This is a genomic window from Prosthecobacter sp. (genome assembly GCF_044226605.1).
Lineage (GTDB): Bacteria > Verrucomicrobiota > Verrucomicrobiia > Verrucomicrobiales > Verrucomicrobiaceae > Prosthecobacter.
On record NZ_JBGAGS010000002.1, the window covers coordinates 377,304 to 397,883 of the forward strand.

A 20,580-nucleotide genomic window follows, 5' to 3' on the forward strand; every position below is an offset into this window, starting at 1 on the left:
AATCGGGCCATTCCTGGCCCGTGGCGAAACTTGCGTCGGGGCAGGAATGCTCCGACTACTTGAGGATGCGCCCTTTCGTTCGCTTTCAGTGTTTGAGCCGCAATCTGCAGGTGGATATCACTCAGCAGACGTTGCCGCACTGGGTGCAGCCGGGCGTGAGTTACTTCTTCACCTTTCGACTGGCGGATTCAGTTCCGCAGGAGCTGCTCAAGCAGTGGGTCCGGCAGCGTGCAGTCTGGCTGGAGAATCATCCTCAGCCGTGGAATGACGCGGATGCATTGGAGTATTCCGAGCTGTTTACCGAGCGTATGGATACGTGGCTGGATGCCGGGTACGGCAGCTGTACGCTGCGGGATCCTGAAATCCGCCGGCATGTTGAGCAGGCTTTGGGCAAGTTTGATGGTCTTCGGCTTGATCTGGACTGTGCGGTGATTATGCCGAATCACGTTCACCTTCTGCTGAAACCTGGGGAGGATGAAAATGTATTCAAGCTGGTGGGCGGAATGAAGGGAGCGAGCGCCAGAATCTGCAATATTCAGCTCGGCAGGCCGCCGCAGGCGTTTTGGATGGAGGACAGCTACAACCGCATCGTGCGGGATTATGAGGAGCTGAGGGCTTTTCGGAATTACATACAGGACAATCCTCAAAGAGCTGGACTGCGCCCTGATGAGTTTACTTTGATCGAAAACCACATTCTCAAGTAACCGAGCGCTCCGGAGTAATCGGGCCATTCCTGGCCCGTTTGGGAGATTGAACGAAGAGGAAAGAAGCTTGATTTCTTGTCTGCGTTTTTTCAAACGATCTTTCCAGACGGGGCAGGAATGCCCCGATTACTTTCCGGGAACGCCTGCTTCACATGCAACACACCGCGCATGATGAGGTAGTGGCTGGGGAGGGAGTACATAGAGGGTTAGTCGCCGGGCACAGCGTGAAGTGGTCCGCACTTTCCGAGTGCGGTTTGGTTTCTACCCATTCAGGCCGCCCCACCCGTCCATTCAGACATCCCCGATCCGCAGTCCAAATGAGGCATACGGCCCGCTATCGACTCGCGGTCTCCCAAGGCGACAGCCCTCTCCACGAATAGGGCTGGGGTGTTTGCTCCGGCCAGAGAGCATGATACAGCCTGGCATATGGGGGGAATTTGGTCTGCTGTAGCAACTGAGCCGGGTGCAGCCGTCCGTGTTGCAGGTAAGTCCATGGACCAAAGACATCCACCGGGCCTACAGCGTACAGGGCTCCAGCGCTGGAAAACTGCCGCCCTTGGCGGCTAAGCCTTGCAAGCACGTGCCTGGCGTTATCGGTCTCCAAAGCGTTCGAAGCGGCGGTCTCTTGTCCTGATTCCAAGTTCTTGAATGCCTTGCTGATTTCTGTCTCCAACGAAAGAGACTGGAACTCAAGGTAGGAGACAAGCAGGGCGGCCGTGATGAACGTTGGAAGAACAACGGCTTTTGTCCTCTGGTTAAACGTCCGCTTTATCAAGACCAAAGCCATGGAGCAGCCAGCCAGCGGTCCCAGATAAGCCAATGCTGCAATGGGGGAGCCATAGTAATCGCCGAAAAGAGTTTTTTTAAATTCGGAGGGTTCCATGAACAAAAGCAGAGTTCCGATAAAAAAACTCAAAAGGGCGTTGAGGTGATTGATCCCAATCGCCCAAACGATCAACAGCATCAATGGCAGGCCACAACCCACACACGCTTGTCCGATAAGCGAAGTTTTCCCATTTTCCGAACCCATTAAGAGCAGTGCAACGCCAGCCGGCAGTGCCAGCAGCATCAGGGCATGCCATGGAGTGACCATGGGGTCAAACATGGCCCCGCTCATCTGATGGGTTAGAAATTCAAAGACAATCGTGTGTGTCGGCAGGATCACCCCCAGCAGCCAGAAACACCAGCGTTTGAGGAGTGATCGAAGTGGTCTCATAAAATTACTTCACATGCAGCACCCCGCGCATGATGAGGTAATGCCCCGGGAACGAACAGATATACGGATAATCCCCCGCTTTCGCTGGAGCCGTAAACTCAATGACCTCCTCCTTGCCGTTGTCCAGCAGCTTGCTGTGCCAGAGGATTTCCTTGTTCTTGGGAATGAAGCCGGTTTCAAATCCCTTGGCACCCAGCGCCATGGCCTGCATGGCCACCTCATCCGCCTTTCCAGGATTCACCAGCAGGATGTTGTGCGGCATGAAATCGATGTTGGCAAAGGTCAGCTTCACCTTCTTGCCAGCCTTCACATTCAGCTCCTTCACATCATACATCATGCGCTCCGGCACGGTGGCCACACGAATCGTGGTGAGTTCCGGAGTGTCGCTCAGCACCCCAGACTTCTGCGCCTTCTCCTCCTTCTCGCCGGCGATCACGCCGCCGTGCATGGACGCTTCCACATTGAACCAAAGGTGCTGCACCACATTCGCCGCGTTGCGCGCATGCAGTTCAGGAGACTTCTGCAGCTGCCCCAGCAGCTCCACGTTCCGCACATTGTGCTGCTGATGAATCCACAGCGCCTCTAGCAGATGATGCGCGTCTTCCTTCTTGTTCGGATCAAACTGCTTCATCCAGGTCTTGGTGGCGGCGATGACTTCCTTGCTGTCGCGTTCACTGAGCTCGATGTGCGTGCGGTGCCTCACTCCATCGGGCGGATGCTTCAAATTCTCCAGCAGCGCCGGGATCGGCTGTCCATCAATCGGCACAATCTTCTGCAGCGGGCGTCCGTTGGCCGTAATGCGGTAGATGCGTCCATGCGTGTGGTCACGGTTCGGGTCACGCACATTGTGCTGCATGTGGCCGATGATCACGTTCTGCCAGTCGCTCAAATACAGCGAGCCGTCCGGCGCAAACACCGCATCGCTCGGGCGGAAGTTTTTGTCTCCGCTCATGAGGAAGCCGCGGGAGGTCTCCGTGGTCACGCTGCCATCTGCCTGCTTCACTTTCACAGTCAGTTCATCGCCCGCAGGCTCACCCCAGACGGTGCCTTTCTCGGCATCACGCTCCAGGTGATAATGCTTCACCCCGAGGAAGCCGATCACGTTGCAGATCAGGAAGTCACCCTGCATCTCGTCAGGGAAGTGCGTGCTGCTCACGACCTCGCTGGCCGTCACAGGGCGCACTTCTTTTTTCAGCAGTTCGTACATCTTGAAGCCGCTGCCCTCCGGCCGCACCTGATACGCACGCCCACCGGTGCCGTCCGTGGCATACTGGTAGCCCCAGGAGTCAAACGAGGTGCCGTGCGGATTCGGTGAATTCATCGCATGCAGGGCGATGGTGAATCGGCGCGGATCAAACCGGTACATGGCCGAGGCCCCGGTGTTCAGGGAAGGTCCCCAGGGATGCTCATAGTTGTGCTGCATGAAGACCCCGCTCTGCCAGTAGATGCCGCCATCCGGCCCATAGATGAGATTGTTGGCGCCGTGGTGCGAGTCAGAGCTGTCCAGCCCCATGAGCATGATCGTCTGCACGTCCGCCTTGTCATCGCCATCGGTGTCCTTGAGGAACAAAATCTCCGACTGTCGCGTCACCAGCACGCCGCCGTTCCAGAATTCAAAGCCCAGCGGGTTCTGCACGCGCGCAAATTCCGTGGCACGATCAGCCACACCATCATTGTTGTCGTCATGCAGGATGACCAGCGCGTCGTTCATCTCCTTCAGCGGCTCCCATTTCGGATAGGTCGGCCACGCGGCCACCCACAGGCGGCCCTTCGTATCAAACTGCATCTGCACCGGATTGGCGATCTGAGGGAAGCGCGACTCATCCGCAAACAGATGAATCTCAAACCCCTTCTTGATGGCGATGTCCTTGAGGGCCTCTTCGCCGCCGAGATACTTCAGCGTGCCTTCCTTCTGAGCATTGCTGCTCTTGCTGCCGCCACCCACATTGGAGATCACCGGGATGGGCTTTGGCACATTGCTGTCATCGATCTTTTTGTCTCCGCCATTGATGCGTGCCCACACGCGCTCGTCGCGGTTTGCCGTCATCACATCCAGCATGGAAAGCTCGTGCTGCAGCACCACGGCGTTGTTCTGGCCATCGACAAAGCTCAGCGTGGAGCGGCTGCCCCACACATCATTGCCGTCGGAGGCGTGGTAGCGGTTGTACCAGTGCAGGTCCTTGTCCACGACCGCCTCACGCAGCGCCTCCATGGAGGGCGAGGCACTCACCGGCTTGCCCAGCAGGGCTTTCGCAATCACTTCCGCAAGCTGCCGGTCTCCCTCGATGGAAAGGTGCACGCCATTGATCGTCAGCGGCTCCTTTGCCGCCTTGAACAGCTCCAGCGAAGGGTGATACAGATCCACAAATGACACACTCGCTTCCTTCGCTGCGGCCTCAGTCGCCTTCGTGTACGCCTCCAGCAGCGCATTGTGCGCCTTGCCATCCGGCACGTTCACATTGCGCGTGTCCTCATGCGCGATGGGGCTGAACAGCACGATGCGCGGGAAGCTCTTGCCATTCGCCTTGCTGCCGCGCGTCTTCTTCACGAACTCCACGAGCTGCTTCTGAAACTCCTCCGGCTTGTTGTCATAGGATTCGTTGTAGCCAAAGAATCCGAAAACCACATCCGCCTTCACATGGCGCAGGTAGTCCGTCATGTGCGTGGCACCGCTGCTGCGCGGGTAGTTGTTGGGCCGGTCGCCGCTCGTGCTCATGTTGCGGAAGTGCACCTGCATCTCCGGCAGCTGGCTCTGCAGCAGTGTCTCCATCCAGCCATCATGCTGCATGCGGTCCGGCAGGCCGTTGCCCAGAATCGCCACCACCTCGCCTTTGCCAAACGCAAATGGCACCGGGTCTTTGTAATCCGCAGGCACGGCCGCCAGTTCAGGTTCCTTCGCGGCAGGAGCGCCACCGCCACGGCTGGATTTCTCGGCAGGTTTGCCCGGCTTGCCGTCAAACGTCAGGTAGGTCAGCTTGCCGCCGTTCTTCACATCGATGGTCATCACCTCCGGTCCCGCGACGTTTTTGATCTCGAACACGGGTTTGCGAGCTTCATCGAGCAACGACAGCGTGAAGTCCCCCAAGCGGTCCGAAAAACTCTGGCGGCTCCACAGCCCGATCGTGTCGATCACCTGACTGGAACCCAGATCGACCTCCCACCATGGATTCGGCTGATTCTCCTTCGTATGCGTCTGGCCGCCCTTGCCCCAGTCCGGACTCTTGTTGCCATCGAAAGCCCGCTCCGCCACTCCACCGTTGGTCGTGGTCGACTGTGAAGCCTTGCCGCCCTTGACCACATTCTTACCGCCACTCATCACTTCGATCTCCGCGATCTGCAGGCAGCGTTTGTCGCCGGGAATTTCAATCCGCACATAGCGGGCTGGCTTTCCAGTGGCGAGCGAGACTTTGCCCGCTTCATCAGCCTTGGCCGCAGGCGCCGCAGGTGCTGCCGCTGCTGCTTTGTTACCTTCCTTTTTGGGAGTTCTCTTGGTGTTGGCATTCGCAGGAATGAGCGAAGCAAAGCCCGCATACATCTCCGGCTTCACCCCATGCGCATATTCGCCGCCACCGAAAGTGTTCGGCTTGAAGGGACCGACGAACGACACATCGAGGTCCGGCTTGATCGCGTCTTCCATGCCCAGCGCCCAGAAGATCCCGTTCACCACCATGCGGCGGTAGCCTTCATTCGTGATGTCTTCAGACGTCCCATACAACGTGGTGAAAACACGCCCTGTTTTTCCTGAAGCCGACTTATAAGTCCGCGTCCACTCGCTCGGCATCGGCGGCTTCGTGCTGTCTGCCGGCGAATCCTTCGTCATCCCATTCAGCGGCTGCGCCATCGTCAAAATTTCGCCGTCCGTCGGCTTGCCCACATAGCCGCCCGCCTGCACCCAGATGTCCTTCACCCCGCGGAGGATGGGATGCGAGGCCTTCTCCGGCACGATGGCAATGCGCGTGCTCTGCTTGTGATTCGTGCCGTAGTGCCCCACCCACGTCTGCCCCAGCACCTGATGGCCAAAGCCCAGCTCATAGCCCGCCACCTTGCTGTCATACGAATACTTCGCGTATGGATCATCCTTCGTCGTTTTGAAACCATGCGTCGCCGTGCGCAGCCCCACCACCGGACCGCCGCGCGCCAGGTAGGCGTCAAAGTGCTTCATCTGCTCCGCCGGGAACTGCTGGAAGCGCAAAAACACCACCGCGAGATCCGCAGTGTCCAGCGCCTCCATCCCCGGCATGTTCGCCACTTCACCTGCCACGATGTCCCCATCCTTGTCGATGTCGAACAGCACCGTGCATTTGAACCCCTGATGCTTCGCCAGCAGCCGCGCGATCGCCGGCAGCGATTCTTCTGAGCGATACTCATGATCCCCCGCCAGGAAGACAATGTGCTTGCCCTTGCCAGGCCCTTCCGTGCCTTCAAAGACGAGTGGGGCGGCGCTCGCAAAAGTCACCAGCGAGAACAGGGTTAGGAGAATGGCGGTTGGTCGGATCATAAGAGGTGGGAGCAAACGTGAGAAACGGTGGTGGTATCTCTCAGTACCCCGCGAAACCGGACAAATTTAAATAAACAATCTTCTTTGCCGTCCCTAGCGGTCGTTATCTACCTCATAGATGACCACTTCCGAAACCGACCTCCTCCGCGCAGCCTACGCAGCCTTCAATGCCCGCGACATCGCCGCCGCCCTTGCCCTCATGACTCCCGATGTGGCCTGGCCCAGAGCCTTCAAAGGCGGCTTCGTCGAAGGCCCCGACGCCATCCGCGCCTACTGGACCGAACAGTGGAGCGAGATCGATCCCCACGTGGAGCCCATTTCCTTCGCTGCCGAATCCACCGGCAGCATTCTCGTCACCGTTCATCAAATCGTGCGCTCTCTCTCCGGCGCGCTGCTCGCAGACGCACAAGTCGCCCACCGCTTCACCCTGATCCACGGCAAAATCCAAAAAATGGAAGTCGCCGTTACTTCCGATAGTCCGCCGCCGTGAGGCTTTTCAGCACCGACTCCTGCCAGTCGCGCAAGCCTTTCTCCAGCTTTTTCACCACCTCAGGTTGCTGCTCCCGCAGGTCCGTCTTCTCAGCCGGATCCGCCACCAGATCAAACAGCTCCTGCTTCGCCGCGCCGCCCTTCTTCGCTTCATGCACCACCAGCTTGAAGCGCCCATCAATCATCGCACGCGGCCCCTGGTAGTCCTCCTCCGCGATCACGCTGTGTTTGAAGTTGCTGAAATCACGCGTCGCTTTTCCACCCGCCTTCTTCGCCAGCGGCGTCGTCCCCTCCTGCAGCTTGGGCTCAATATACGGTTCTCCCTTCTTCAGATGGCTCGTGTCAAACTGCCACACCCAAAGCGGCTTCGCACGCTCCGTCACCTTGCCGTCAATCACCGGCAGCAAATCCATGCCATCGATCGGCCGCTCCGGCAGCGCTTGCCCCGTCAGCGCGCACAGCGTCGGCAGCAGATCACTCGTCGTGGCGCGCGCCTTCGTGCTGCGCGGCTGCGGAATGCGTGCCGGCCATTCAATCAGTCCCGGCACCAGCACGCCCCCATCATAGACCTGCCCCTTCACACCGCGATGCGGCAGCACCAGCGAAGCATCCGGTGATGTGCCGTTGTCGCCGCAGTAAAACAGCAGCGTGTTTTCGCGCAAACCCGTCGCCGCCAGGTGCTTCCTCAGAGTGCCAATCGCGCGGTCCATCGCCGTGATCTCCGCATACCGTTCGCGCAGCACCTCACCCTGCGAGCGCGTTGTCGGTCCTCCCGTTTCATTCGAGGTCAGCCTGACCTTCTTGTCCTTGTACTTCTCCGGCAGATCATCATACAGCGCCAGATCCTCCGGCAGCCCGCTGTAAGGTTCATGCGGAGAGCCAAACCACACCACCGTGAAAAACGGCTGCTTCGCCTTGCTGGCGCGATCAATAAACTTGATCGCCTCGCCAATCAACACAGCAGAGCCCTCTCCCTGGATCACCTCCGGCGCTCCGCCATTGCGCGAGAGAGACGGATTCAGCTCAAAGAAATTGTCGTGCGACACCCACTCATGAAACCCCATCGCACCCGGACTCGTCGGCGACTCCGCCTTCACCGGCCCCAGATGCCACTTCCCAAAATGCCCGCAGTGATACCCCGCCTTCGCGAGCACATGCGCAATGGTGATCTCCTCCGGCCGAATCGAAAACCCCGGATTGAAAGTCCCCATCCGGTTCGGGTGTCTTCCCGTCATAAAGCTGGCCCGTGTGGGCGAGCAGCTCGGATGCCCAGCATAAAAATTCTCAAAGCGAAAACACGTCTTTGCCATCTCATCCAGCACCGGCGTCTTCACATGCGGATGCCCGTTATACCCCGTCTCCTCCCAGCCATGATCATCCCCCATCATCAGGATGATGTTCGGCGGCGTATCCGCTGCCAATGACACCCCAAAAGACGCGAGCAATGCGAAAGCGATCAATCGTTTCATAAGCAGTAGTGAATGCAGATACAGATACAGACGCGGTGACAGTTACTTCTTCGTCGGCGGCACCACCGGCCCCGTGCCCTGCGGACTCTTCGTGCGCGGCTTCTCGATCTTCTCCGCCCCCGCGGGAATCTTCGCCGCATCAAACGGCTTCGGTGCCTCCACCGGCAGCACCTTCAGGCGGATGTCCCTCACGTGCACGCTGTTCGCATTGCCACGATGCAGCTGGATCGCCAGCAGCCCCGAAAGCGCACGCTTCTTCTCATCATAATCCGTCAGCTCTGACGTGATCTTCCCATTGATCTTGTGCACCAGGTGGTTCCCACGTGCGATCACCGTGTACTCATTCCACTGAGACACATCCACCTTCACCGGCTCATGCGTGGCCAGCTTCCACAGCGCACCCTCGGGGTCCAGCATCACATCCGTTCCATTCAGGCCAAAAATGCCGCGCCCCTTTTCTTCATACGTCATCCCCGTGTGCTCAAGCGCCGGATGAATGTCGATCTGATATCCCGTGATCACCCACGGCGCCACCTCCGGCAGCTCGCGGCTGCGATACTGCACGCCCGAATTATTGTCCCCCTCCACACGCACCATCGCACGCAGTTCGAAATCCTTCACCTCACCACCGCGCCAGATGAGAAACGAGTTGTTCGGCATCGCATCCGGCCCCGTGCAAGTGCCCACGATCCCGCCCTTCTCCACCCTCCACAGCTTCGGGTCACCATCCCATCCCGTCAGATCCTTGCCATTGAAGAGCTCGGTAAAGCCCTCTTCAGCAAAAGCGGCGGCAGCGCAAAAACACAGGGCGGAAATCAGGGCTGGAAGTCTCATGGAAATAAAAAGTGGAAGGAAATAGAAAGCGGTAGGGCAGGGGAGTGAATCGGTTTCAGTCAGGTCGGACAGGAAGAACGGCCAAAGCGCCGCAGTTTCTCCTCTCGCTTGCAACTTTCTCACTCTATCCCCTGTTGGTTTCTTTCCATGCGCTCCCTTGCTCTCTGCCTTCTCGCCCTCGCCACCTCGCTGTCTGCCCAGCAGCCGCCGTACGATGTCTTTCCCGCCGCCGACCCGCCCTACTACCGCGTGCGTTATGAGGCCTCCACCACGCCCGGAGAGCTCATCTTTCCAGTGAACTACACCGTCTGGGTTCCCCCCGGCGTCAAGTCCCTCCGCGGCGTCATCGTCCACCAGCACGGCTGCGGCGAAGGATCCTGCAAATCCGGCTTCACCGGCGCCTATGACCTCCACTGGCAGGCCTTGGCAAAGAAGCACGACTGCGCCCTCCTCGCCCCCTCTTATGAGCAGCCGGACAAAGCCGAGTGCCAGATGTGGTGCGATCCTCGCAACGGCTCCGACGCCGCCTTTCAAAAAGCCCTCGCCGATCTTGGTTCCAAGTCCGGCCACCCCGAACTCGCCAAAGTCCCCTGGGCGCTCTGGGGCCACAGCGGCGGCGGTCACTGGTCCGGCGGCATGACCCTTCTACACCCCGAGCGCGTCGCCGCCGCCTGCCTGCGCTCCGGCGTCCCATTGCTGGAGGCCAATCCCACCCGCCCCACCATCAAATCCTACACCCTGCCGGAAGCCGTAACTGGCGTCCCCATCATGTGCAATCTAGGCACCAAGGAAGGCGTCACTGTCAAAGAAGGCCGCTTTGCTGGAGCCTGGGACGCCAACGTGAAATTCTTCGCCGCCGTGCGTGCCAAAGGCGGCCTCATCGGCATCTCCGTGGATCCTTTCACCAGCCACGAATGCGGCAACCAGCGCTACTTCACCATTCTCTGGCTGGACGCCTGCCTCACCGCCCGCCTTCCCGAAAAAACCGGCGGCCCATTGAAACCCATGCCCACAAAAGGCGAATGGCTCGCCGCTCTCCAGAGCACTGAAGCCACCCCCGCCGCCAAGTTCACCGGAGACAAATCCCAGTCCCTCTGGCTCCCAAACGAAGCCATCGCCAAAGCCTGGACGACTTACGTCAAAGACACCGCCATCCCAGACACCACTCCGCCTCCCGCGCCCACCGGCCTCCAGGTCAAAGACAACACCCTCACCTGGAAAGCCGAGGCCGATCTCGAAAGCGGCCTCGCCCACTTCATCATCGAGCGCGATGGCAAACAGATCGCCACCCTGCCCGAGCAGCCAAAAAATCCCTTCGGCCGCCCCATTTTCCAAGGCCTCCAATACAGCGACACCCCCAGCAATCCTCTCGTGGAAATGCGCTTTACCGATGCCACCGCCGAAGCCGGAAAAAAGCACCAATACCGCGTGATTTCCGTCAACACCATCGGCCTGAAATCCGAGTAAACAGGGCCTGTTTCTTGCTGCAACACTGGGGGGCCGGGTTACGTAGTAATCTGCCCCCCAAATCATGAACAGACGCCGCTTCATCCTCCGCTCCCTGGGCACATCCCTCGCCCTGCCGGGACTTCCCTCCCTCATGGCCGCAGCCGTGGGCGGAAATTCCGCCGTCACGGTGGCCAAAGGTGCAGGAGCAGGCGCACGCCGTTTCGTGGCTGTTGGCAATCTCCTTGGCTACCAGACCAAGCAGCTTTTCCCCACCACCAAAGGCCGCGACTACGAGAAGACCACCCTGCTGGAGCCGCTGTGGGACATCCGCGATCACATGACCGTCTTCCGTGGCCTCGATCACGGCGTAAAGGGCGGCCACTTTGCCGTCCATTCCTTCCTCTCCGGCGTGCTCAATTCTGAGGCTCAAAACCGCCCGGATGGCAATGTCACCATCGACCAGTATCTCGCCGACGAGATCGGTTTCGAAACGCGTTTTCCTTCCCTCACCGTCGGTTCCGAGGGCGGCATCCACGGCGGCTGCCAGATCGCCTGGACCAAGTCCGGCGTGCGCGTGCCCCCCGTCACCAATCCCTCCCAGCTGTTCGAAAAACTCTTCGTCAGCGACTCCAAGGAGCGCCAGGCACGCCGCGTGCAGGAGAATCAGGTGCAGGCCTCCATCCTCGACTCCGTCATGGACGAGGCCAATCGCCTCTCCAAGCGCGTGAATAAAGAGGACAAGGACAAGCTCGATGAGTACCTCACCTCCGTGCGCGATGTGGAAAAGCGCCTGGAGCTCCGTCAGCGCTGGGTCAGCCAGCCCAAGCCCAAGGCCCCCTTTGACAAGCCCGCAAATCACAACGCCGTCGAAGACCTGCCCATCCTCTATGAGCTGATCGCGCTCGCTTTGCAGACAGACAGCACCCGCATCGCCACCTTGGAAATCGGCGGTGACTTCATGCCGCAGCACCTTGGCATCAAAAAGGACTGGCACGGCCTCTCCCATCACGGCAATGCCCCCGAGGCCGTCGCCGACCTCATCACTCTGGAAAAATACCAGATCGAACACTTCGGCAAATTCATCGCCCGTCTCTCCAAGATGAACGATGGCGACCGCACCCTGCTCGACTCCACCACCGCCATCTTCGGCAGCGGCATGGGCGATGGCAATTCGCACAAAAACTCCGACCTGCCCATCATCCTCGCCGGCGGCGGTTACAAGCACGGCGAATTCCGCGAAGTGCCGCGTGAAGGCATCAACAAAGTGCCCCTTTGCAATCTCTTCGTGGACATCGCCCAGAAGATGGGTGTGGAGACAGAATCTTTTGGCAACAGCACGGGGTGCTTCGCGTGATCAGCATGACGGCTTCGTTACCTCGCCTCAGCGCACTGCTTTCCTTCGCACTCCTCGCCACGGCCCGCGCCGCTGACGATGCGCCCAAGCTAGCCCAGCAGTTCCTTGGAAAATACTGCCTGGAGTGCCATGACGCCGACGTGCAAAAAGGCGATCGCGCCTTTGAAAAGTTCGCGCTGCCTCTGAAGTCCGTCTCAGACATCATCGATGCGCGCGACATCATCGATCAGCTCACGCTGAAGGAGATGCCGCCAAAAAAAGCGGCCCAGCCCACCGACGCAGAACGCCTCGCCATCATTCGCGCGTTGCGCGATGGCACCGTGGCCGCCGCGGGCAAATTCCAGAGCACCGGCAGCCGCACCGTCATGCGTCGCCTCTCCAGCCGCGAGTATGAAAACACCCTCGCCGTGCTCTTTGGCCGCCGGGTGGACACGCTCGGCCTCACCGCCGATTTCCCGAAGGAGAAGACCAGCCAGCACATGGACACCATCGGCAAGTCCCTCGTGACTTCCGGCTTCCTGGTGGACCAGTACTTTCAGTCCGCCAACCGCCTCGTCGAGACACGCCTAGGCAAGCCGGCCACCGAGCCCAAGAGCTGGCATTTCAACAGCCACTTCGTGCAGTACGAAGAGCTGACCGGCTCCCATAAGTCCGCCTTCAATTTCCGCTACCTCTGCCTCTACGAGCAGCCAAACACAGACACCCGACAGGGCGGCTACGGCCACATCGAAGACTTCAAACAAGGCGTGCCCGTCTCCGGTCTCTACGACCTCGAAGTGGAGGCCACAGCTTTGCACCGGGATACCCACTACGATCCCACCATCTTCGGCATCGACTTCTCAGAGCCCTTCATCCTCGGCGTTGTGCCGGGAGATGTCACGAAAGGCCACATCCATTACCCGCAGGCCATCGAGCCTCTGCTCGCCAGTGCCGTGGTGCCGGACAACACGCCCACCGTGTTCAAATTCCGCGTCTGGCTGGAGGCCGGGCAGACCCCGCGCTTCATCTTCCCAAACGGCCCCTATGAATCCCGCGCCTCCGTGGTCACGATCAACAAACGCTACAAGGATGAGTTCAAGGCAGACGTCGGCTCCTCCGGTGTCGGTCGCGCCCATATCCTGCTGGAAGGCCAGCTCCCGCACATCCGCATCAGCGACATCAAAATCAACGGCCCCGTTCCCGAAGAAAAAGGCGGCCCCGAAGAAATCGCAGTGTTTGGCAAAGACGGCTTTCAGGAAGCCCACGCTTTCGATCAGCTCCAAGCCTTTGCCGAGAAAGCCTACCGCCGTCCGCTTACCGATGTGGACCGCCAGCCCATCCGCGCGCTCTATGAAAAGCGTCTGGCTGAAAAAGCCACCCCGCGCCAGGCTGCCTTGGATGCACTGAAGCTCATCCTCTGCTCTCCCTCCTTCCTTTACCTGAGCGAGATCACTGAAGAGTCCGCAAAAGCCCTGAGCCCCTACGACCTCGCCACCCGTCTCTCCTACGCCCTCTGGGCCGCTCCGCCAGACGCCGCCCTGCTCGCCTCCGCCAAGTCTGGCAAGCTCACGCAGGACGCCGAGCTCAAAAAGCAGATCCAGCGCATGCTCGCTGATGAACGCGTGAATGGCTTCGTGAGCGGCTTCCTCGACAGCTGGCTGAACCTCCGCGAGCTCGGCGGCATGCCCCCGCCTCGCGAGGTCGTCCGCTCCTACTACGCGGAGGACCTCCCCACCTCCATGAAGAACGAGGCCAGCCTCTTCTTCCGCGATCTGCTCAAGACCAACGGCTCCGTCATTCAGTTCATCGACTCCGACCACAGCTTCGTGGACAAGAAACTCGCCAAACTCTACGACCTCCCCGAGCAGAAAACCCTGCGCCTGGCCGACGGTTTCCAGAAGGTCAGTTTTAAAGGAGATGCCCATCGCGGCGGCCTCCTCGGCATGGCCGCTGTGCTCACCGTCAGCGCGAACGGCGTCGAAACCTCGCCCGTCACCCGCGGCGTGTGGGTCTCGGAAAACATTCTCGGCATCCCGCCACCGCCGCCGCCAGATGTCGTGCCCGCCATCGATCCCGATGTCAGCGGCGCCACCACCATTCGCGACCGCCTCGCCAAACATCGCGCCGACGCCGCCTGCGCAGAGTGCCACCGCAAGATCGACCCCCTCGGCTTCAGCCTCGAAGCATTCGACCCCGTCGGTCGCTGGCGCACCAAATACCCGCAGGTGAACAAAAAAACTCCCGCTGCCAAGATCGACACCACCGGCGAACTCCCCTCCGGCGAGACCTACGCCGACTTCGTCACCTTCAAAAAGCTCATCCACGACACCCGCTCAGATCTCTTCAGCCGCCACATCATCCGCCAGGTCCTCACCTACACCACCGGCCGCACCATGGAGCTCAACGACGACCTCATCATCGAAAAGCTCCACGACAAGGTGAAAAAGCAAGGCCTCGGCCTCAACACCCTCCTCACCGAGTGCCTCACGAGCGAAATCTTCCGCTCCCGCTGATCCGGATTTTTTTAAAGTTCAGCAAAGCGGTATCCGGCCTTTAATCAAAGAAGTGAGAAGGCAAATACATCATCTTCGGGGACGAGTGCTGACGTGTTGCATTTCGATCAAGCTTTAGACCAGTTCTCGAAAAGATGGTCATTTTGACCGGCGAGCGCAGCGGCCCCAGTGGCAAGGCGGGAGCGCCGCCGGCTATTGGAACATAACAGGCAAGCGACTAACGCAGCCAATGGGGCCGCTCCGCCGTCCGGGCAATGTGACAAGATTTTTGAGAGTTGGTCTAAAAGCATCCCAACGCGAATCCCCTCTCCCCGCCCCAATCATTGCAGCTCTTGGCATCCTTCGGGGAGAGGCCGGGTGAGGGGCGTTCCAAAGCCTCTCTCTAGGGCCGCCTCACTCCTGACTTCGATAGTCATCAATTGAGTTCCTTTTTGGGATACAGTCTTCCCATTCCTTTCAGGTCTTCAAAGACCCAGCGCCCAGGAGCGCGGAATTTATTCCGCAGAACCCCGCCGCATGTCACGCTCCGCATGTCTCCCCAATCCCGCCCTCATCCAGCGCCAGGGCCTGGGCGCTCGGAATTCGCTTCGCACTCCACCCCCCACCTCAAATCAAACCCCAGAAAACGAAAAACCGCAGAGCGTCAATCCGGAAGGATTTCTCTGCGGTCTTCTAAACTCTGCGTTGTTAAATCAGCAGTCCCTCTTCACTTCACCTCCGCCTTCTCCACCGCCGCTCCCGGCGCTGGCGCACCTTCCGCCTTCACCTTCTTCGGCGGCGCAATCCTCGGCGTCATGAACGAATCAATCAGCGCCTTGTCCGCCTCGCACTTCGCGCCACCTGCCGGGATCTCCACACCCGCGGACCACAGCACCCCATTGATCACCAGCTGCCGCATCCCAGCCTGCTCCCACGCCCCATGCGCGTCCAGCCCGCTGAAGCTGAAAGAGCGCCCGCCGCTTGGCCGGTCATAAGTCCATCCCACAATGTCCTTGTCCCCGCCTTCGGGCGACCCCAACTTCTCTTTCCCGGACCACACCAGCGGCGTGATCCCCTTCATCTCCGCCGGAAATTGCAGATGGTTCAGCCAGCCATCATTGATCTTCCACGGCGTCACACCGCTGGTGATCGCATGCTTCGGAAACACATCGTGCGAGCTGTCCCAATGGCCTCGGCTTGAGAGCCCGTTGTACACCGCGCCAGTCCAGCTCATCGACTGCTGCGCAAACGCCGGTGTAAATTCTACAGCTTGATGCAGGTTCACCAGTCCCACCTTGCCATCCGCCATCTTCTGCACCAGCGCCACATGCTCCGGCGTCGCCAGATACGCCTGCTTCCCTCCGCCATCCGTGTAAAAAACCACGGCTGCCGCACCTTCAAAGACCTTCTCATCCGCGGGCCACTCCTCATTCACCAGCACCGCATCGATTCCCGGATTCTGCTTCAGCAGCACCTGCATCAGACGGCAGCCGCCCAGGTAGTCATGATGCCCCATCTTGTCCACCTCCTTCACCTTCCCCGCTACGAGGACAATTTTGACGCTGTCTGCCGCCCAAGACGAAGCGGCAAAAGTGGCTGAAGCAGCGAGCGCGAGGAGAAAGCGAGTACGAGAAATCATAGGTGGTTGAATCTGATACCGACACAAACGCAACCCGGCCAGATGAAATGTCGGCAAATAGACCGATTTGCGCCCCATGAAAGTACGATGGGCACTTCTGCCCGTCGATCAGCGCTCCCGCCTGCTCCCTTCGCTTCCGATCCCCCAAATTGAAGCATTGTAAGTCATTCCGTGGCCGATAAATCCAGAGAGCTCAGCGAACCTCTCCCTCTCCCCGCCCCTGAAAATCGACAGCATCAAATTCTTTCTTCGGGGAGAGGGCTGGGGTGAGGGGTGGCTCACCCTTTTCGCATACATCGGCGTTCTATCCCCCACCCTTACCTCTTCGCCACCTGCCCATCCCGCTGAAACGACTGCCAGTCCGCCGCATACTCCGCATTGATCAGCCACGAAGCCGTCTCCTTGTCTCCGGTAAACGCAGCAAACGGCGCCGTCATCAGCGTCTGATACCCACCCGCCTCAGGATCCCAGTTCTTCCCGAGCGCTCCTTTCTCAAGCACCAGCGCATTCAGCTTCACCGGCCCTTTCAGCGGCTCTGCATCCGCCGGCACCCGCGCGGCAAAGGTGTGCTTCAAAAAGGAAAACACCAGCGGCCACGTCTTGTCGCCCGGACCATGACCCGTCTTCGGCTCCACCGCGTAGTTCCACACCGCGTGGTGCTTCTTCCGCATCGCCTCCACCACGCCCATGTTCTCTGCCTTGGAGGGGCGTCCAAAAAAATCATCCACCTCACCAAAAATCACCAGACCCGGAATCTGCGCCGCTCCAGGCTGATACACCTGATACGTGGTGCCCGGCCGCATCGACACCCAGCCCCACACCCGCGAGCTGTCCGCCGGAAAGATCGCGGAAAATCCCGTCCCATTCGAGTGCCCGTAGAGAAACAGCGGCGCATTCTCCAGCTCCGCATGCTGCGCTCTTTGGCCAAACGTTTTGAGCCGCTCATACAGCAGGCTCCTCGGCCAGAACCCGCGCTGCATCGGATTGCCGTTAAATTTGAAAAACGCCAGATGCAGCTCCCGCGCGATCTTCCGCAGCTCCGCATGCTTGTACAGCGACTCCCCGCTGCCATGCCCCGACATCACCACGATGCCCTTCGCCACCGCGACACCCTCGGGAATCCACAGGTCAAACTTCACGTCCTCCCTTTTGCCCTCGCCCTTGTCCTTCACCACCTGCAGCCACTGATCATCGCTCAGCTTCCAGTCCCAGCTCCGCTCCACCGCCTGCTGCGGCGAAGGCGTGCCCCACTTCGCTTCGTCCAGCACACCATCCCAGTTCTTCTGCCCCTTCACCTGCGTGTTCGCCCGCACCCAGCCGATGCTGTGGCACTCGGGCAGTTGCAGCGTTTCGGTGAGTTCGATGTCAGCGGCGTGAATGGCTGGCAGTGCTGCCAGAAGGAGCGAGGCGAGAAGAAATGGATGCTTCATGAATGGATGCAAAAAAAGGGCGGTGGCATAAACGCACACCGCCCTCGGCTCCATTCAACTCATGCTTCGTCTAGCCAGTTCTCGAAAAGATTGTCATTTTGACCGGCGAGCGCAGCGGCCCCAGTGGCAAGGCGGGAGCGCCGTCTGCTATTTGAAAATAACAGGCAAGCGAGCAACGCAGCCAATGGGGCCGCTCCGCCGCCCGGGCGATGTGACAAGATTTTTGAGAGTTGGTCTAGTTTTCGATCTCGCTGACAAGTTTCTCCATCAGCTCCTTCTTTGCCTTGGCTGCCTGCTCGATCTCGGCGGGCGAGGCTTCTTTCTTTGGAGTGGGCAGCAGGCGGTACGCATCGGCCTTGGTGGCGAGTTCGGTGGCCCACGCAGGATTGGCTTTGGCCTTGGCCAGCGCCTTGGCTTCGAGTGCGGCGGCGTCTTTGCCCAGCACCACGGCAGCCACGGTGGCGATGCCCTTGAGCGCCTGCTGCGCGGAGACCTCGGGATTCGGCGCGGCGGGGCCGTCGCTGAGCTTCAGCGCCCAGCAGATGCCCGCGACGATGTGCTTCTGATAGGTCTCATTTTCCCAGGAGGAGGCGTTGTGGCCGAGGTTCGTATAAAAGAGGCGGCCCGTGCCGACATCGCGCACCCAGGAAACGGGGACGTGATACGGCGCCTGCGGCTGAGATTTCGCCATGTTGATGCTCAGCAGCACACGCACGCTGGCGGGATTGAAATGCGTGTATTGGTAGATCTCGTCCTTCCACTGAAACTCAGGGCTGAACATCGCCACTGCAGGATGTGTTGGCTCATGATTCACGAAGGTGTAAGTGCCACCGCCGCCCCAGGGATGCCCGGCAAAGCTGCCATTGATCATCTCATAGTAGGAGCTCATGTTTTTCAGCGTGTCGGTGGCTGCATGCATCCCGATGAAGCTCTTGCCGGATTTCACCCAGTTGGCCAGCGCGTCGCCCTCTGGCAGTGGGAGATCACCCGTCGTGTTGCAAAAGATGACGCCATCGTAGCTTGCCAGACCGGCGGCGCCGAGCTTCGCGGCAAAGAGTTCCTTCACCTTGGCATCCCAGGCTTTCTGCGCGGGCTGCACACTCTTCTCCATTGCCTTGTACTTCGCCTCCTCGGCGGTCCATTGCTCGTCGCTCATCAGCTTGGTACGCACAGGCTTGGGGCCGGCGTTTGGCTTGGGGCCAGGCTCGCTCAGAAACTCAAATTCGAGTTCTCCGCCACTGCTGGCCGCGAGCGTCGGCAGGATTTTTTCCGCGGCCACAATCGCCGGACCGTGGCGGAAACCGGCGGTAATCGTCACGACGAGCAGTTTCTTCGGCGCAGCGCTGGCCATGCTGGCAAGCGCGAGGAAGCTGCACACGGCAGCAGACAGCAGGGAGGTTGTTTTCATGATTGGTGGGCGGGGGATGAACCGGGGGAGTGTTGCTGCACTCGAGTGCCGAGCAACACCAGGTCCCGGGTTTGTTGTTGCGCGGTACAATAATGCGGCCACCCCTCGCTTCTTTGGGAGCCTTCCGCCAAAGAATGTTAAAATTCAGCCATGACTGCGGAGCCTCAGGCCATGAGTTCCTTCAGCACCCCCGAACTGTCTCCATGCCGCTCCACATTCACCCCAATGCCATGCAGCATCGTCAGCCACGTATTGCACAGCGGTGTGTCCTTTGGCGCCACGATGTTGTGCCCCAGCTTGATCCCCGCTCCACCGCCCGTGAGCAGCGTCGGGCAGTTATCAAGACTGTGCTCCGTGCGGATGTTGCTGCCATAGGCCAGCGCCACATGGTCAAACAAACGGCTGCCATCCGCCTCCTTCGATGACTTCAGTTTGTCGATCAGTCCCGCCAGCAGTTCACTCTGCGTCAGGTCACGCTGCTTCGAGGCCTCCAGCTTTTCTCCCAGAGTGGAATGATAATGACTCATGTCATGCGGCGCCACCTTGATGCCGATGCTCGTCAGCAGCGTGCTCACCGGCTGCCGATACGTCAGCACCCGCGTGCTGTCCGTCTGCATCGCCGCGATCATGATGTCGTACATGATCTTGATCTCCTCCTTGCCCGCCAGACCCGCCGCAGGCTCAGGAATCGGCGCCTTCGGCTGCGGCACCCCGATCCACTGCTCGTCCTTGCTCAGTCTCGTCTCAATGTCGCGGATGCCCTGGAAATACTCCTCCAGCTTGCCCTTGTCCGTCTTACCAAGACCACGCTGCAGGGTGCGCGCGTTCTCCATCACCGTGTCCAGCACGCTGCGCTTCTGCGCCAGCATCGCTTTCTGCTGCTCAATGGGCGTCGTGTCTTTCGAGAACAGCCGGTGAAACGCCTCCACCGGCCCCTTGTGCCCGCCGATCGGTTTGCCGCTCACATCCCACGCCATCGAAAGCCCCGGTCCATGCCCCGATGACTCCGCATTCTCACTGCCATTGAGCTGCAGCGAGCCAAAGCGCGTGTCTAACCCCAGCTTCGTCGCCGCCACCTGATCCGCCGAGATGCTGTTGTGAAAATTCTGCCCCGGCTCCCCAAAACGGTTCGCCCCCGTCAGCCACATCGTGCTGCCCCAGTGCCCGTCATTGCTGTATTTATTCCACAGCCCCTGCACCACCGTAAAATCTGCCTTATGCCGCGCCAGCGGCTTCAGCCCCTCGGGCAGCGTATAGTCCGCCCCCGGCTGCTTGATGTCCGGAAACCACGACTCCGTCGTAATCCCCCACCCAAACCCCAAAAACACCAGCCTCTTCGGCGGCCCCGCCGGCACCGCCGCCGAAGCAAACCTCCGAAACCCCAGCGACTCCAGCGCTGGAAGCGCAATAAGCGCAGTACTCGATTGAAGAAAATGACGGCGGGTTTTCATAGGCATTGGGTGCTGGTTGCGGGAAGGCAAAAGTGTGACAGGAGTAAATGATGATGACGGATACAACGATCCAAGCCGAGCAGATCCGTTTGCGAGCTTTGCAGGCCATGAGCCCGACAAAGAGGCTGTCCATGGCCGTGGGATGGAGTCAATCCGTGCGAGAGATGA

Annotated in this window: 13 protein-coding genes; 5 read left to right on the plus strand and 8 right to left on the minus strand. The window is 59.8% G+C overall.

The window, feature by feature from the left end:
* Positions 1 to 92 precede the first annotated feature (92 nt).
* On the plus strand, positions 93 to 704 hold the full coding sequence (locus ACILSO_RS03645) for a transposase (RefSeq protein WP_395736005.1): 612 nt from the start codon (positions 93 to 95) through the stop codon (positions 702 to 704).
* Between the two features lie 334 nt (positions 705 to 1,038).
* On the opposite strand, the gene ACILSO_RS03650 is transcribed toward ACILSO_RS03645, so the two are convergent.
* Positions 1,039 to 1,920: a hypothetical protein gene (locus tag ACILSO_RS03650; protein WP_395736006.1), complete on the minus strand. Its 882-nt coding sequence runs from the start codon at positions 1,918 to 1,920 to the stop codon at positions 1,039 to 1,041.
* Between the two features lie 4 nt (positions 1,921 to 1,924).
* On the minus strand, positions 1,925 to 6,418 hold the full coding sequence (locus ACILSO_RS03655; RefSeq protein WP_395736007.1) for a PVC-type heme-binding CxxCH protein: 4,494 nt from the start codon (positions 6,416 to 6,418) through the stop codon (positions 1,925 to 1,927).
* 118 nt (positions 6,419 to 6,536) lie between these two features.
* On the opposite strand from ACILSO_RS03655, the gene ACILSO_RS03660 reads away from it, so the two are divergent.
* Positions 6,537 to 6,908, plus strand: a complete 372-nt coding sequence (locus ACILSO_RS03660; RefSeq protein WP_395736008.1) for a nuclear transport factor 2 family protein — start codon at positions 6,537 to 6,539, stop codon at positions 6,906 to 6,908.
* Here the strand turns inward: ACILSO_RS03660 and ACILSO_RS03665 are convergent.
* Entirely contained in the window at positions 6,883 to 8,376 is a 1,494-nt protein-coding gene (locus ACILSO_RS03665) for a sulfatase (protein ID WP_395736009.1), read from the minus strand. The two genes, ACILSO_RS03660 and ACILSO_RS03665, sit on opposite strands and share 26 nt — an antisense overlap.
* Positions 8,377 to 8,418: 42 nt before the next feature.
* Entirely contained in the window at positions 8,419 to 9,210 is a 792-nt protein-coding gene (locus ACILSO_RS03670) for a DUF1080 domain-containing protein (RefSeq protein WP_395736010.1), read from the minus strand.
* A gap of 147 nt (positions 9,211 to 9,357) precedes the next feature.
* On the opposite strand from ACILSO_RS03670, the gene ACILSO_RS03675 reads away from it, so the two are divergent.
* The 3 genes from ACILSO_RS03675 to ACILSO_RS03685 all read left to right on the plus strand — a co-directional run bounded on the left by ACILSO_RS03675 (position 9,358) and on the right by ACILSO_RS03685 (position 14,505).
* On the plus strand, positions 9,358 to 10,677 hold the full coding sequence (locus ACILSO_RS03675) for a hypothetical protein (protein WP_395736011.1): 1,320 nt from the start codon (positions 9,358 to 9,360) through the stop codon (positions 10,675 to 10,677).
* 64 nt (positions 10,678 to 10,741) lie between these two features.
* Positions 10,742 to 12,013 carry a DUF1552 domain-containing protein gene (locus ACILSO_RS03680; protein WP_395736012.1) on the plus strand — a complete coding sequence of 424 codons (1,272 nt, stop codon included), beginning with the start codon at positions 10,742 to 10,744 and terminating at the stop codon, positions 12,011 to 12,013.
* 5 nt (positions 12,014 to 12,018) lie between these two features.
* A complete protein-coding gene (locus tag ACILSO_RS03685) occupies positions 12,019 to 14,505 on the plus strand; it encodes a DUF1592 domain-containing protein (protein ID WP_395736013.1) in 2,487 nt (828 codons plus the stop codon).
* Positions 14,506 to 15,211: 706 nt separating this feature from the next.
* Here the strand turns inward: ACILSO_RS03685 and ACILSO_RS03690 are convergent.
* From ACILSO_RS03690 to ACILSO_RS03705, 4 genes are all read right to left on the minus strand, one after another.
* Positions 15,212 to 16,123: a ThuA domain-containing protein gene (locus ACILSO_RS03690; protein ID WP_395736014.1), complete on the minus strand. Its 912-nt coding sequence runs from the start codon at positions 16,121 to 16,123 to the stop codon at positions 15,212 to 15,214.
* 317 nt (positions 16,124 to 16,440) lie between these two features.
* The gene (locus tag ACILSO_RS03695; protein WP_395736015.1) at positions 16,441 to 17,553 is read right to left on the minus strand and encodes a hypothetical protein; all 1,113 of its coding nucleotides are present in this window, start codon (positions 17,551 to 17,553) and stop codon (positions 16,441 to 16,443) included.
* A 235-nt stretch (positions 17,554 to 17,788) separates the two neighbouring features.
* Complete coding sequence (locus ACILSO_RS03700) at positions 17,789 to 18,961, minus strand: ThuA domain-containing protein (RefSeq protein ID WP_395736016.1); 1,173 nt, start codon at positions 18,959 to 18,961, stop codon at positions 17,789 to 17,791.
* A 164-nt stretch (positions 18,962 to 19,125) separates the two neighbouring features.
* Positions 19,126 to 20,412 (minus strand): DUF1552 domain-containing protein, encoded by a 1,287-nt coding sequence (locus ACILSO_RS03705; RefSeq protein ID WP_395736017.1) that lies wholly within the window; start codon positions 20,410 to 20,412, stop codon positions 19,126 to 19,128.
* Between the last annotated feature and the right edge of the window lie 168 nt (positions 20,413 to 20,580).

Excerpts from the sequence above, each read along its gene's own strand:
- ACILSO_RS03650 (WP_395736006.1), bottom strand. The coding sequence starts at position 1,920 with ATGAGACCACTTCGATCACTCCTCAAACGCTGGTGTTTCTGGCTGCTG.
- ACILSO_RS03655 (WP_395736007.1), bottom strand. The coding sequence starts at position 6,418 with ATGATCCGACCAACCGCCATTCTCCTAACCCTGTTCTCGCTGGTGACT.
- ACILSO_RS03660 (WP_395736008.1), top strand. The coding sequence starts at position 6,537 with ATGACCACTTCCGAAACCGACCTCCTCCGCGCAGCCTACGCAGCCTTC.
- ACILSO_RS03665 (WP_395736009.1), bottom strand. The coding sequence starts at position 8,376 with ATGAAACGATTGATCGCTTTCGCATTGCTCGCGTCTTTTGGGGTGTCA.
- ACILSO_RS03670 (WP_395736010.1), bottom strand. The coding sequence starts at position 9,210 with ATGAGACTTCCAGCCCTGATTTCCGCCCTGTGTTTTTGCGCTGCCGCC.
- ACILSO_RS03675 (WP_395736011.1), top strand. The coding sequence starts at position 9,358 with ATGCGCTCCCTTGCTCTCTGCCTTCTCGCCCTCGCCACCTCGCTGTCT.
- ACILSO_RS03680 (WP_395736012.1), top strand. The coding sequence starts at position 10,742 with ATGAACAGACGCCGCTTCATCCTCCGCTCCCTGGGCACATCCCTCGCC.
- ACILSO_RS03685 (WP_395736013.1), top strand. The coding sequence starts at position 12,019 with ATGACGGCTTCGTTACCTCGCCTCAGCGCACTGCTTTCCTTCGCACTC.
- ACILSO_RS03690 (WP_395736014.1), bottom strand. The coding sequence starts at position 16,123 with ATGATTTCTCGTACTCGCTTTCTCCTCGCGCTCGCTGCTTCAGCCACT.
- ACILSO_RS03695 (WP_395736015.1), bottom strand. The coding sequence starts at position 17,553 with ATGAAGCATCCATTTCTTCTCGCCTCGCTCCTTCTGGCAGCACTGCCA.
- ACILSO_RS03700 (WP_395736016.1), bottom strand. The coding sequence starts at position 18,961 with ATGAAAACAACCTCCCTGCTGTCTGCTGCCGTGTGCAGCTTCCTCGCG.
- ACILSO_RS03705 (WP_395736017.1), bottom strand. The coding sequence starts at position 20,412 with ATGAAAACCCGCCGTCATTTTCTTCAATCGAGTACTGCGCTTATTGCG.